Source organism: Mesorhizobium loti, assembly GCF_003148495.1.
Taxonomy (GTDB): domain Bacteria; phylum Pseudomonadota; class Alphaproteobacteria; order Rhizobiales; family Rhizobiaceae; genus Mesorhizobium; species Mesorhizobium loti.
In genome coordinates this window covers 514,604-528,315 of sequence record NZ_QGGH01000002.1, presented here as the reverse complement: position 1 = coordinate 528,315, position 13,712 = coordinate 514,604, and the positions used below count along the sequence as shown (strand labels likewise).

Sequence of the window (13,712 nt, the reverse complement as noted above, 5' to 3'; positions counted from 1 at the left end):
CCAAGCCGGTTTCGGCCTTCCCGGCAGTCGTGCACAGAGTGTTGTTGGAGCAGGATGAGATTTTATTCAGTCGCCGAACGGGTCGCTTTTCTCGTTACGCTCATCGCTGTTCTTGTGCTTGCGCTGCTGCCGGTACCCCGTCTCAAGGAATTCGGCATCGACGTCGGCTTCCACTACGACAAGCTGAACCACGCCAGCGCCTTTGCCGTCCTGACTTTCCTTGGAGGGCTTGGCTGGCCCGATCGGAAAGTGCAGGTGATCATCTTCCTCGCCCTGGTCGGAGCAGCGATCGAGGTCCTCCAGGGCACGGCGCTGATAGCGCGCGACCTGGATGTGTTCGACTGGGTCGCCGATTGCATCGGCATGGCATGCGGCCTCGTGGCCGTGATCTGTGTGCACTGGATCTCGCGGCGCAAAGGCTGAGCTTGTCCTCGAGTCCGGGCACGCTGAAGGTGAAGACCTACCGCGAACTGCGTGATCGCGAGCGGGATCGCAGAGTGCCTGTGCTGAAATTGGGATCACTCTATTTCGTCTGGTCCTCGGCCAAACATCATTCGCACAAACACAGTCCGCCCCTCTGACTGTTTGTTTTGCCGGGCGGAAAGCCGTTTACACTTTTCTGGAAATGCTCCGGCGCGGCCCATTCGCAGGCAGCGCGACCTGGATCAGCTTGCCTCGCGCATCGCTTCGGCCGCCTGTAGGTCGACCGAGACCAACTGGCTGACGCCCTGCTCGGCCATGGTCACGCCGAACAGCCGATTCATGCGCGCCATGGTGATTGGATTGTGGGTGATGATGACGAAACGAGTCTCGGTGGTGGCAGCCATTTCGTCCATGAGATTGCAGAAGCGCTCAACATTGTGGTCGTCGAGCGGCGCATCGACTTCATCGAGCACGCAGATCGGCGCCGGATTGGTCAGGAACACCGCAAAGATCAGCGACATCGCCGTCAGCGCCTGTTCGCCGCCGGACAGCAACGTCATGGTCTGCGGCTTTTTGCCAGGCGGGCGGGCCAGGATTTCAAGCCCCGCTTCGAGCGGATCGTCGGACTCGATCAGCTGCAATTCCGCCGTGCCGCCGCCGAACAGATGCGAGAACAGCCGCTGGAAATGGCCGTTGACGACGTCGAAGGCGGCCAGCAACCGCTCACGGCCTTCGCGATTGAGGCTCTGGATCGCCTGCCTGAGCTTGCGGATCGCCTCGATGATGTCCTCGCGCTCGGAGACGATCGCCTCGAGCCGGTCGGAAAGCTCCTTCTGCTCCTCCTCGGCGCGCAGGTTGACGGCGCCCAGCCGTTCGCGCTCGATCTTCAGCCGGTCGAGCTGACGCTCGATCTCGGCCATTTCCGGCATCGGGCTGTCGGCTTCCAGGCCGGTATGACGGATAACCAGATGCGGCGGCGTGTTCAGCGTCTCCTGGATGCGCGCCTCGACCTCCAGCCGGCGTTCGTCGGCCGCGGTCAGCCGCTCTTCGGCGCGAACGCGGGTCTCGCGCGCCTCGGCCAGGAACTGGATGGCGCCGGTGGCGGCCTTGTCCATTTCGGATTGCCGGTTCTCCGCTTCCTGCAAACGGTCGGCCGCCGCTTTGCGCAAGGTCTCGGCCTCGGTGAGCTGCGACAGCAAGGCGCGCCGCTTGGCGTCGATTTCATCGGGAGCATCGGCCAGCCGCTCGCGTTCGGCCTCGGCCTCAGCCTTGCGTTCGCCAAGCGATGCGATCTGCGTCGAAGCGTTTTCGGCCCGCTCCAGCCAGTTGCTGCGCTCGGCGCCAATGGCATCGAGCCGGCGCGCGCGCGCCTCGGCTTCGCGGCGCAGGCCCTCATGCACGGCACGCGCATCGGCAAGCGTGGCGCGGTCGCGGGCGACATTGGCCGAGGACTGTTCGAGCTGCAATTGCAGATCGCCGAGATCGGGCGCGTCCTGCAGCAGCATTTCCGCCTCGGCGAAGGCCGCCGAAATCTCCTCATGGCTATCGACGATGCGGGCGCGCGCCTCATCCAGTGCGGCGCGCCGGCTCTGCAATTCGCCGCCGGCCCTCTCGGCCTCGGCCAGCGCATTGCGGGCAGCGTCCAGCCGATGCTGGGCATCGCGACCGGCCTGGCGTGCGTTGCGCTCGGCCTCGCTTGCGAGGCGAAGCGCCTGTTCGGCCTGGGCAAGTGCCTCTTCAGCCTGACGCAGGATGAGCGTCGCCTGTATCGCCTCGGCATCGAGCTCGGCCAGCCGGTTCTTCTGCGCCAGCCGTTGTGCTGCGGCGGTCGGCGCGTCGGCGCTGGCGGTAAAGCCATCCCAGCGCCAGAGCGCACCCTCACGGCTGACCAGCCGCTGGCCCGGAGCAAGCAGCGCCTGCAGCCGGCGGCCATCGCCGGACTCGACGATACCTATCTGCGCCAGACGGCGGGCGAGCTGTGCCGGCGCATGGACCACGCTGGCAAGGCTCTTCACGCCTTCCGGCAGAGCCGCATCGCCGGGCTGGATCCCGCTTTCGCCCCAATGCACCGGCGCGCTGCGGTCGAGCGGCACGTCGAGGTCTTCGCCAAGGGCGGCGCCCAGCGCCGTCTCGAAACCGCGATCGACGCTGATCTGTTCCAGCACAGCCGGGAAGAGATCGCCGCTGGCGGCGTTCAGAATTTTTGCCAGCGTGCGCGCTTCCGTCTCGATGCGCGCCAGCTCGGCCCTGGCATCCTGAAGCGGTGGCCGGGCAGCGCTTTCCGTGGCGCGGGCATCGATGACCGACTGCTCCGCCTCCGATACGGCAGCTTCGGATTCTTCCAGCAGCGCCATGGCCTGTTCGACCAGCACGCGCTTCTCGGCCGGATCCGGCAAGCCGGCGACCTTGGAGAGTATTTCCGACAATTCGCGGTCGACATCGGCAAGCTGGCGGGCGAAGCGGTCGCGACGCTCGGCGGTGTCGCGCAGTGTCCGTTCGATCTGGTTGCGCGAGGCGGCAGCCTCTGCCCGCTCGGCGGTCAGCGCGGCGAGTTTGGCTTCGCTTTGTGAAAGCGTCGATGCAGCCTGCTCGAACGTGGCCCTGGTGCTGGCCTCGCGCTCGGCGGCACCGGCATTTTCGGAATTGAGCGCGGCTTCCTCGGTGCGCAGGCGCTCGAGGATATCCGCATTGTCGCGGACCATGCGCTCCTCACGCGCGATATCGCCATCGAGCTGCTGCAGCCGGCGCTCGAGTTCGCTCTGACGAGCGCGGATGCGGCCGGCTTCCTCCTCGATCTGCGACTTGGCGATCGACAGGCGCTGGAAGGCGGCGGCAGCGGCGGCTTCCGCGTCGCGCAGGTCCGGCAGGCGATGAGCACCGATGCCTTGCTCCCTGGCGGCGGCCATCTGGGCGGCGGCGCGGTCGCCGACCAATGCCGTGGCAACGGCAAGCGCCGAGCGCGCCTCGCCTTCCTGCGTCTTGGCCAGCGTCCAGCGCAGATGCAAGAGCGTTGCTTCGGCCTTGCGGATATCGGCTGACAGGTTCTTGAAGCGGGAGGCCTGGCGCGCCTGGCGCTTCAGGCTTTCGATCTGGCTTTCCAGTTCGCCGACGACGTCGTCCAGCCGTTCGAGGTTCTGCTCGGCCGCCTTCAGCCGCAGTTCGGCCTCGTGGCGGCGGGTGTGCAGGCCGGAAATGCCGGCCGCCTCTTCGAGCAGGGCGCGGCGCGCCTGCGGCTTGGCCTGGATCAGCTCGCCGATGCGGCCCTGGCCGACCATGGACGGCGACCGCGCGCCGGTCGACTGGTCGGCGAACAGAAGCTGCACATCCTTGGCGCGCGCCTCCTTGCCGTTGATACGGTAGAGCGAGCCGGCCTCGCGCTCGATGCGGCGCGACACCTGCAATTCGTCGGCATCGTTGAAGGCAGCCGGCGCCGAGCGATCACTGTTGTCGAGGAAAAGCGTGACTTCGGCGGTGTTGCGGGCGGGCCGAGTGCCCGAGCCGGAAAAGATCACGTCGTCCATCCCGGACGCGCGCATGTTCTTGTAGGAGCTTTCGCCCATCACCCAGCGCAGCGCCTCGACAAGGTTCGACTTGCCGCAGCCATTGGGCCCGACAATGCCGGTCAGGCCGCGTTCGATGACGAACTCGCCGGGCTCGACGAAGGACTTGAAACCGAGGAGGCGAAGGCGCGAAAACTTCATTCGCGCCGCCCACTAAGCGGATTTCCGTGGTTTTGCGAAAGGAATTCGCGGCACGACAAGAAGCCGCGCACGCCGAAGCGCCGCCACCTCAGGGCTGACTGGACGTCAGAGCAGAGGGTCGATGATGGCCGACATTTCCTCAATCGACATCGCCCCTTTGTAGGTCTTACCGTTGATGAAGAAGGTCGGTGTCGAGTCGACCTTGAATTCATTGGCGCCGCGCTTCTGGACCGATCTCACATCGTCCAGAAGTTTCTGGTCCGTCAAGCAGGCCTCGAAGGACTCCTGTGTAAAACCGGCGAGCTTCGAGATTTGCAGCAGCGCATCCTTGGTATTCTGGACGCCAACCCAGTTCGCCTGCTGCCGGAACAGGACGTCGACCATCGGGAAATAGTTATCCTTGGCGCAGCGCGCCAGCATGAAACCGGCTTCGGCGCTCGGATCGAACGGGAATTCGCGCAGGATGTAGCGCGCTTTGCCGGTGTCGATGTACTTGGTCTTCAGGTCCGGAAAGGTGGTCTCGGCGAAATGCGCGCAGTGCGGGCAGGTCATCGAGGCGTATTCGACGATGGTGACCTTGGCGTCGTCCTTGCCAAGCTGCTTGTCAGGCAGTGCACCCGGCTTCATCAGTTCCACCATATCCACGGTGCCCTGGGCTTCCGGCGCGGTAGCGGCGGCCGGCGTGGCCGGCTTTGCGGGAGCGGCAGGATCGGCGGGCTTCACATCCGCGGCCTTCGCTTCCTCGCCAGAGTCGCTGCAGGCGGCGAGCAGGGCGACCGCCGGAATGGCGGCCAGCGAAGACAGGACGTTTCTGCGAGACAAGCTTTGGCCGAACGGGGGACGGTTCATACGAATCACCTGACAAGGGTTGGATTTTGCAATGCAAAGGCACGAAAAGGCGAGAGTTGGCGCGAATTAAGGCATCTCGATCCCCAATCCAATCGCGAAACCTGACAGGGGCGATCACGAATGCGAGATATTGACGACAAATCCATGACTTTCTTCGAGAGGCCTATGACTTTCTCTCCCCAATAATGGTCGCGCCAAGTTTTTCCAGAGAGGCGCGCAACGCATCATTGTCGACCAGGCCGACGGTTCCCGACAATTTCATCTTCTCGGCAGCCGTCAGCGGCCTGAGGGCCGGCTTGCGCCGTCCTTTATCAGTTGTCACCGGCTTCTGCAGGATCCTGATGCGGCTGATGGCGGTGAAACCGAGGAAGGCGTTGACCCGGTTGATGATCTCGCCGGTCTCGTGCTGCAGATGAAGTGCCGCCATGCCTTCGCAGGCGATGACCAGCACCGCCGGCTCGAACGGATCGTCCTCATGCATGCGGCGCGGCCACTGGATTTTTTCGGGGCGCGAGTGGCTGGCCAGCCGTGGGCCGGCAATCTCTTCCCATGACTGGACGAGGCCGATCGAAATGCCGGCCCGCTTGCGCAGCACCGGATCGAGGATCTTGGTCGCGAGATCGCTGACCGGGACGGGATTGCCGTAGGGCGTTCTCCCTGCCATGTACGTTCTCCAGCCACGACCCCAGCAGATACCGGCCAGGCCAATACAAGATCAATGGCATCAGCAGACCAGACCCGCAAGACCGCATCCGGGGATAGTGGTAAAGCCACATCCGGGGATATCGCATCCCGCCTGCTCGACTGGTACGATGTGCACCACCGTGAGTTGCCATGGCGGATCACGCCACGTGAGCATGCGCAAGGCGCAAGGCCCGATCCCTACCGTATCTGGCTGTCCGAGGTCATGCTGCAGCAGACCACCGTCGAAGCGGTGAAGGCCTATTTCCGGGTTTTCGTCGAGAAATGGCCCGATGTCGAGGCACTGGCCGCAGCACCGACCGAAGACGTGATGAAGGCCTGGGCCGGGCTCGGCTACTATTCCCGCGCCCGCAATCTCAAGGCCTGTGCCGATCTGGTGGCTCAACGTGGCGGCCGGTTTCCCGACACGGAGACGGCTTTGAGAGAATTGCCTGGCATCGGCGCCTATACGTCGGCGGCGATTACGGCGATCGCCTTCGACCGCCCCGCCGCCGTTGTCGACGGCAATGTCGAACGCGTCATCTCCCGGTTGTTTTCGATCACAGCGCCGTTGAGCGAGGCCAAGCCCGAGATCCGCGCCCATGTCGAGCGCATGGTGCCCGGGGCAAGGCCTGGCGACTTCGCTCAGGCGATGATGGATCTCGGCGCCACCATCTGCACCCCACGGCGGCCGCTATGCATCCTGTGCCCGCTGCGCGAAGACTGCAGCGCCGTCCTTTCAGGCGATCCCGAACACTTTCCGGTGCGCCTGCCAAAGGCCGACAAGCCCCTGCGGCGCGGCGCGGCCTTCGTCGCGGTCAGAAGCGACGGCGCTATCCTTCTGCGTAAGCGGGCGGAGAAAGGCCTGCTTGGCGGCATGACCGAGGTACCGACGACTGGCTGGACCGCGCGGATCGATGGCGACACCACGGAGGCGGCAGCGCCCTTCCCCGCCGACTGGCGGCATGCAGGCCGCATTGCACATGTCTTCACGCATTTCGCTCTCGAACTCGAAGTCTTTCACGCCCACATCAAAGGTGATGTGCCGGCGGGACATTTCTGGTCGCTGGCCCATGAAATTTCCGGGGAAGCACTGCCGACCGTCATGAAAAAGGCAATTGAAGCGGCGATACCCGACGCGACGAAAAAGCCGTCGCCGCACAGTGCAAAGAGGCCCCATGACTGAAATACGCCACATCGTTTTCGACATCGGTAGAGTGCTGATCCACTACGATCCCAACATTCCGTTCAGCCGCCTCATTCCGGATGCCGAAGAGAGAAAGTGGTTCTTCGACAATGTCTGCACGCATGAATGGAACATCGAGCAGGACCGCGGACGGACCTGGGAAAAGGCCGAGGCGCTGCTGATCGCGGACCATCCCGATCACGCGGAAAACATCCGCAGTTTCCGCCGCCACTGGCACGAGATGGTGCCGCATGCCTATGACGACAGCGTCGCCATCATGGTCGGCCTGATCGAGAGCGGCCACGACGTGACCATGCTGACCAATTTTGCCAGCGACACGCTGGCCGAGGCCCGCGAGCGCTTCGATTTTCTCGAACGGCCGCGTGGCGTCACGATCTCCGGTGAGATCGGCCTGATCAAGCCGGATCGCGGCATTTACGATCATCACGTCGCTGCCTTCGGCCTCGAACCGGCGGCGACGCTGTTCATCGATGATAGCCAGAAGAATGTCGACGGCGCCAAGGCGGCGGGCTGGCAGTCGGTGCTGTTCACCGATGCGAAAACGCTTCAAGCAGACCTTGAACGTCACGGAATCAAGGCGTGATTTGAATCGCTTCGCGCGATCCGTTGCGACTTTGAATCAACGGAATTCGACGCAATTGGCAGGGGCTCAGGCCCCTGCCCGCTCCATGCCAAGCCGTGCAATGCGGCGAAGCTCGTCAATCGGGGTCAGGCCGCCGCTGCGCTCATAGTGCCAGAAGGTCCAGCCGTTGCAGGCATCCAGGCCCTGCACTTCGGCGCCGATCTTGTGGATCGAGCCGGCGCTGTCGCCGATCGCCACCGTGCCGTCGGCGCGCACCTTGGCCGCCCAGCGCTTCTTGGCGTCGTAGAGCGTCGCACCCGGCATCATCAGCCCGGTGTCGATGAGGCTGACGAAGGCAACGCGCGGCTCGGCGCGCTTGCCGGTAAGCACGGTCAAGTCAGCACTATCCAGCGGCCGCACCGCGTCGATGCGCTCGTTGGCGGCGTCGATATAGGCCTGCTCGCGTTCGATGCCAACGAAATGGCGGCCGAGGCGTTTGGCCACCGCGCCGGTGGTGCCGGAGCCGAAGAAGGGATCGAGCACGATGTCGCCCGGTTTGGTCGAGGCCATCATGATGCGGGCAAGCAGCGCTTCCGGCTTCTGCGTCGGGTGCAGCTTGTCGCCATTGTCGTTCTTGAGCCGCTCGCCGCCGGTGCAGATCGGGAACAGCCAGTCGGAGCGCATCTGGATGTCGTCGTTGGACGCCTTCATCGCTTCGTAGTTGAAGGTATAGCCCTTGCCCTTCTGGTCGCGCGTGGCCCAGATCATCGTCTCATGCGCGTTCTGGAAGCGGCGGCCGCGGAAATTCGGCATCGGGTTGGTCTTGCGCCAGACGACGTCGTTGAGGATCCAGAAGCCTAGATCCTGCATCTTGGCGCCGACCCGGAAGATGTTGTGATATGAGCCTATGACCCAGATGGTGCCGTTGGGCTTCAGCACCCGGCGCGCCGCCAGAAGCCAGGCACGCGTGAAGGCGTCGTAAGCTTCAAAACTCTCGAACTGGTCCCAGTCGTCGTCGACGGCGTCGACCTTGGACTGATCGGGCCGGTGCAGGTCGCCGTCGAGCTGCAGATTGTAGGGTGGATCGGCGAAGATGACGTCGATCGACTTTTCGGGCAGCCGGTCGAGTGCGGCGACGCAGTCGCCCTTGAGGATCGTATCCAGCCATTCGGATTGCTGGGGAGCGTGGGATAGCTCGTCGAGAAGACGCACGGCAGACATTCTGACACCCAAGGCACGCGTTACTGTTTTACTCTCTGTTATGGTTACCGATCAGCGTAAATATTCGGTGAAGACTGCCGAATTTGCGAAGGTGGCCCTGTTGGTGTATGCCGCGCCGCCTGAGCCTCCCGAGGCCCCTTCATCCTCCCATTGTCCGGATCACCATGCCCCAGCCAGACCTTGTCATCTTCGATTGCGACGGCGTGCTCGTCGATTCCGAAATCATCGCCGCCCGCGTGGAGGCGGAACTGCTGACCCTGGCCGGGTACGAAATATCGGCTGAGGAGATTTCCGAGACCTATGCCGGACTGACCTTCAAGGACATCATGATGCGGGTCGAGGAGAAATCCAGCATTCCATTCCAGGCCTCACTGATCGACCGCGCCGAAGACCTGGTCGACCGCAAATTGCGCAGCGACGTGCGCGCCATAGACGGCGTGCGCGAGGCGGTCGCCGCAGTAACGGCGCCGCGCTGCGTCTGCTCGAATTCGCGCTCGGAGCGGATCGAATTCATGCTGGAAAAGGTGCACCTGCTGCCGTTTTTCGCCGGCCGGATTTTTTCGGCGCTGGAAATACCAAGCAAGAAGACCAAGCCGGCGCCTGACGTGTTCCTGTTCGCGGCGGAGACACTCAACGCCAACCCAGCGAACACGTTCGTCATCGAGGATTCCGTGCATGGCGTCCACGGCGCCAGGGCGGCAGGCATGCGCGTGATCGGCTTCACCGGCGCGGCCCACAGCTATCCCGGCCATGCCGACGCATTGACCGAGGCCGGCGCCGAGACGGTGATCCGCCGCTGGGCGGAGCTGAAAAGCGTGATCGCGGCGCTGTCGGAGTGGTCTGACGCCTGAGAAGCGTGCGTAGCGACGCACGCCTCGTGCAACTGCCGCGCTCTAGTTCGTCGCGGCAGTTCTCTTGCGGTGGGTCCTCTTCGGCTTGTCCGTCGTCGCCTTCGGCGCGTTTTCATCATAGCCGGCAAAGGCCTGATAGTCCTGCGCCGTCGGCTCGGGCACGACAATATTGGAATCGGTGAAGACGAACTGTGTGGCGACCGAGGGGTCGGTGACCTGGACCTGATACTGGTGAATCTGCGAGTAAAGCACGTCGGTGCCATGCATCACCGCGGTGCGGATCGGCATGGTGATGGTGCCGGGCGAGAACTTCGGTCCCGGCACGATCTTGCCGGCGACCGCGATCTTCATCGTCAGCTGGCCGTTGGCACGGCTGCAGTCGCGTGTCACGTCGCTGACCGATGCCTGGTAGATGATGTTCGCCGACTCGTCGGGCGGAGTTGCAGCGGCGGCGTCGGCCTCAGCCTGGGCCGCGGCATCCTGCGCGGCGTCGCCGGTCTTCTTGAGCTTGGGCTTGGGCTTCTGGACGCCCTTGGCGTAGGTGTTGAAGAAGGCCGTGCCGTCGCGCACTGTCACCCGGGGGCAATAGGCCTGCAACTGGCTGGCCAGGATCTTGGGATCCTGAGGCGGCGGTGGAACCGTCGGATCCTTCTTGCCGATGCCGAGGTTCAGGATGCCATTGTCGCCCGATTGGCAGCCGGCGGCGGCAAGCATAAAGCCGGTGAGCGCAAGACCCGCCAAAAAGCGACCACTGAATGTACGAAACGCCATGAAACTGCACTTCCCTCTCGCAAAGCTGGTGACGTATATCAACCGCGCGGCAAAAATGCGACTGAGCCAGCGCAGAAATTAACCACCTTGCGGTGGACGGAAAAGCCAAGCAGTAACGGATTTGTGACATGCAATATGTGAGTACCCGCGGGGAAGCCCCCGTTCTTGGATTTTCCGACGCCGTGCTGGCTGGGCTGGCGCGCGACGGCGGGCTTTATGTGCCGCGTGAGTGGCCGCAGTTTTCCGCGGCCGAGATCCGCGCCATGCGCGGCCTTGCCTATCCCGATCTTGCCATCCGCGTGCTGTCGCCGTTCCTTGGCGGCGAAATCCCGGCGCCCGTCTTTGAACGGCTGGTGCGCGAAGCCTATGCCACCTTCCGTCACGAGGCCGTCTGTCCGCTGGTGCAGACCGGCCCCAACACCTTCATCCTGGAACTCTTCCACGGGCCGACGCTCGCCTTCAAGGACGTGGCGATGCAGCTTCTCGCCCGGCTGATGGACCATGTGCTTACCGAACGCGATCAGCACGCCACCATCGTCGGCGCCACCTCTGGCGATACTGGCGGGGCGGCAATCGATGCCTTTGCCGGGCGCAGCCGCACCGACATCTTCATCCTGTTCCCGCACGGCCGCGTCTCGCCGGTGCAGCAGCGGCAGATGACGACGTCGACGGCTGAAAACGTCCATGCGCTGGCGATCGAAGGCAATTTCGACGATTGCCAGGGCCTGCTCAAGGACATGTTCAACGATCACAGCTTCCGCGACCGGGTTGCGCTTTCAGGCGTCAATTCGATCAACTGGGCCCGCATCATGGCCCAGATCGTCTATTATTTCTCCTCGGCGCTGTCGCTCGGCGCGCCGGACAGGCCGGTCTCCTTCACGGTGCCGACCGGCAATTTCGGCGATATCTTCGCCGGCTACGCGGCCAAGAAGATGGGCCTGCCGATCGAGCGGCTGGTCATCGCCACCAACGACAACGACATCCTGGCGCGGACCTTCGCGACCGGCGAATACCGCACCAAGGGCGTCTTTGCGACCACGTCGCCGTCGATGGATATCCAGGTGTCGTCCAATTTCGAACGCTTGCTGTTCGAGGCCTCCGGCCGTGACGCCGCGACCGTGCGACGCTACATGGACAGCCTGAAGCAATCCGGCGCTTTCACCATCGAAACCCAGCAAATCGCTAGCATGCGGTCCGAATTCGACGCCGGCCGGGCTGATATGGACGAGGTCGCCGCCACCATCCGCGCGACGCTCGCGGCCAGCAACTATCTGCTCGATCCGCACACAGCGGCGGCTGTACATGTCGCGGCAGGCAAGGCGGCAGGCGCCGTGCCGATGGTGGTGTTGGGCACCGCCCACCCGGCAAAATTCCCGGCCGCCGTCGAAGCCGCCAGCGGCGTCTTCCCCGCACTGCCCGCATGGCTAGGTGAGTTGATGACATCGGAGGAAAAATACACGGTACTTCCATCCGACCTGAAAATGGTGGAAGATTACGTCGGCCGCCGCGCGCGGGCGGCGCGTTAGGGAGTAGTAGCCATATGGGTGTTGAGGTAAGCCGTCTGTCGAACGGCCTGACAGTCGCCACCGAAACCCTTCAAAGCATCGAATCGGTTGCCCTTGGTGCCTGGGTCAAGTCGGGTGCCCGCAATGAACGCGACGACGAGCATGGCATGGCCCATCTGCTCGAGCACATGGCGTTCAAGGGCACGAAAAGGCGAAGCGCCTTCGAAATTGCCTCGGAGATCGAGGACGTCGGCGGCGAGATCAACGCCGCCACCAGCGTCGAGACCACCTCCTACTATGCCAGGGTGCTCTCCGACGACGTGCCGCTGGCTGTCGACATTCTTGCCGACATCCTGCAGGAGTCCGAATTCGATCCGCAGGAGCTTGAACGCGAACAGCATGTGATCCTGCAGGAGATCGGCGCCGCGCACGACACGCCCGACGACATCGTTTTCGACCGCTTCACGGAAACCGCCTATCGCCATCAGACGATTGGGCGCTCCATTCTCGGCACGCCCGAAACGGTCAAATCCTTCACCTCCAAGCAACTCCACGACTTCATCGAGCGGCAATATGGCGCCGAGCGCATGGTGATCGTCGCCGCCGGCGACATCAAGCACGACAATTTCGTGCGCGAAGTCGAAAAGCAGCTCGGCGGCTTCCGCAGCAAGGCCGACAGCACCATCCCGCAATATGCGCAATATGTCGGCGGCGACTTCCGCGAAGACCGCGACCTGATGGACGCGCAGATCGTCCTGGGATTCGAAGGCCGCGCCTATCATGTGCGCGATTTCTATGCCTCGCAGGTACTGTCGATGATCCTCGGCGGTGGTATGTCGTCGCGTCTGTTCCAGGAGGTCCGCGAGAAGCGTGGCCTGTGTTATTCGGTCTATGCCTTCCATTGGGGCTTTTCCGACACCGGCGTCTTCGGCGTCCATGCCGCCACCGGCCAGAGCGACATCGCCGAACTGGTGCCTGTCATCATCGACGAACTGCAGAAGGCCGGTGAGAAGATCCTGCAGGAGGAACTCGACCGCGCTCGCGCCCAATATCGCGCCGGGCTGATCATGTCCGCCGAAAGCCCGGCCAGCCGGGCTTCGCAGATCGCACGGCAACTGCTTCTGTTCGGCCGGCCGATCGCCAAGGAGGAACTGATGGAACGGCTATCGGCGCTGACGATCGAGCGGCTGACCGATCTGTCGTCGCGATTGTTCTCGACCAAGCCGACGCTTACCGCTGTCGGGCCTGTGGGTACGCTGGCGCCATACGAAGCGATCCTCGAATCGCTCGCGGGCACGCAGACCACGGCCCGCAAGCTCGCCGTCTAAGCCCCTCAAAGCGTCGTGTTCGCGCTCCCTTTCTTTCGCCGAGACCTGCCGGCGCTGAAAGGCGACCGCGTCACGCTGCGCGTGCCGTTCACCAACGACTACCGCGAGTGGGCGGCGGTGCGCGGCGAAAGCCGGGCCTTCCTCGAACCTTGGGAGCCGCGCTGGACGCCGGATGAACTTGACCGCACCGCATGGCGGCTGCGCATCAGCCGCTATCGCGAAGACTATGCGCAAGGGACCGCCATCGCCTTCTTCATCTTCGAGAGGAGCAGCGGCAAACTGGCCGGCGGCATCACGCTCGGCAACATACGCCACGGCGTCTCGCAAAGCGGCCATGTCGGCTACTGGATCGGCGAACGCTTTGGCGGCCGCGGCCTGATGACCGACGCGGTCAAGGTGGTGGCCCGCTTCGCCTTCGATACGCTGAGGTTGCACCGGATCGAAGCGGCCTGTATTCCCGACAATATCCGGTCGATCCGCGTGCTTGAAAAAGCCGGATTCCGGCGCGAAGGACTTCTGCGATCCTATCTCAGGATCAACGGCATCTGGCAGGACCACTACCTCTACGCCCGGATCGCGGACGATCCGCCGGGCGTTGGAACGAAGGACTGAT

Annotated in this window: 12 protein-coding genes; 7 read left to right on the top strand and 5 right to left on the bottom strand. The window is 63.7% G+C overall.

The features are described from left to right. Positions 1 to 54 precede the first annotated feature (54 nt). Positions 55 to 423, top strand: coding sequence for a VanZ family protein (locus tag C8D77_RS11035; RefSeq protein ID WP_109662313.1), 369 nt, complete (start codon positions 55 to 57; stop codon positions 421 to 423). 242 nt (positions 424 to 665) lie between these two features. Here C8D77_RS11035 and smc read toward each other — a convergent pair whose 3' ends face one another. From smc to C8D77_RS11015, 3 genes are all read right to left on the bottom strand, one after another. Continuing rightward, the gene (smc, locus tag C8D77_RS11025) at positions 666 to 4,124 is read right to left on the bottom strand and encodes a chromosome segregation protein SMC (RefSeq protein ID WP_109662308.1); all 3,459 of its coding nucleotides are present in this window, start codon (positions 4,122 to 4,124) and stop codon (positions 666 to 668) included. Between the two features lie 105 nt (positions 4,125 to 4,229). Continuing rightward, entirely contained in the window at positions 4,230 to 4,973 is a 744-nt protein-coding gene (locus tag C8D77_RS11020; RefSeq protein WP_109662306.1) for a DsbA family protein, read from the bottom strand. Positions 4,974 to 5,136: 163 nt separating this feature from the next. Further along, on the bottom strand, positions 5,137 to 5,637 hold the full coding sequence (locus C8D77_RS11015; RefSeq protein WP_109662303.1) for a DUF721 domain-containing protein: 501 nt from the start codon (positions 5,635 to 5,637) through the stop codon (positions 5,137 to 5,139). 54 nt (positions 5,638 to 5,691) lie between these two features. Between C8D77_RS11015 and mutY the strand changes: the two genes are divergently transcribed. Further along, entirely contained in the window at positions 5,692 to 6,840 is a 1,149-nt protein-coding gene (mutY, locus tag C8D77_RS11010; protein ID WP_109662301.1) for an A/G-specific adenine glycosylase, read from the top strand. After that, positions 6,833 to 7,444, top strand: coding sequence for an HAD family hydrolase (locus C8D77_RS11005; protein WP_109662299.1), 612 nt, complete (start codon positions 6,833 to 6,835; stop codon positions 7,442 to 7,444). Before mutY ends, C8D77_RS11005 begins: the two co-directional genes overlap by 8 nt. Before the next feature lie 66 nt (positions 7,445 to 7,510). On the opposite strand, the gene C8D77_RS11000 is transcribed toward C8D77_RS11005, so the two are convergent. Then, on the bottom strand, positions 7,511 to 8,644 hold the full coding sequence (locus C8D77_RS11000; protein WP_109662297.1) for a site-specific DNA-methyltransferase: 1,134 nt from the start codon (positions 8,642 to 8,644) through the stop codon (positions 7,511 to 7,513). Positions 8,645 to 8,808: 164 nt separating this feature from the next. Between C8D77_RS11000 and C8D77_RS10995 the strand changes: the two genes are divergently transcribed. Next, positions 8,809 to 9,495 carry an HAD family hydrolase gene (locus C8D77_RS10995; RefSeq protein WP_024503624.1) on the top strand — a complete coding sequence of 229 codons (687 nt, stop codon included), beginning with the start codon at positions 8,809 to 8,811 and terminating at the stop codon, positions 9,493 to 9,495. Positions 9,496 to 9,537: 42 nt separating this feature from the next. Here C8D77_RS10995 and C8D77_RS10990 read toward each other — a convergent pair whose 3' ends face one another. After that, a complete protein-coding gene (locus C8D77_RS10990) occupies positions 9,538 to 10,266 on the bottom strand; it encodes a hypothetical protein (RefSeq protein ID WP_109662294.1) in 729 nt (242 codons plus the stop codon). A 128-nt stretch (positions 10,267 to 10,394) separates the two neighbouring features. Between C8D77_RS10990 and thrC the strand changes: the two genes are divergently transcribed. The 3 genes from thrC to C8D77_RS10975 are packed head-to-tail and all read left to right on the top strand — an operon-like array spanning position 10,395 to position 13,711. Next, positions 10,395 to 11,792, top strand: a complete 1,398-nt coding sequence (thrC, locus tag C8D77_RS10985; RefSeq protein ID WP_109662292.1) for a threonine synthase — start codon at positions 10,395 to 10,397, stop codon at positions 11,790 to 11,792. A 14-nt stretch (positions 11,793 to 11,806) separates the two neighbouring features. Beyond that, complete coding sequence (locus C8D77_RS10980) at positions 11,807 to 13,099, top strand: M16 family metallopeptidase (RefSeq protein WP_056580991.1); 1,293 nt, start codon at positions 11,807 to 11,809, stop codon at positions 13,097 to 13,099. Positions 13,100 to 13,114: 15 nt separating this feature from the next. Next, on the top strand, positions 13,115 to 13,711 hold the full coding sequence (locus tag C8D77_RS10975) for a GNAT family N-acetyltransferase (RefSeq protein WP_109662289.1): 597 nt from the start codon (positions 13,115 to 13,117) through the stop codon (positions 13,709 to 13,711). Position 13,712 lies beyond the last annotated feature (1 nt).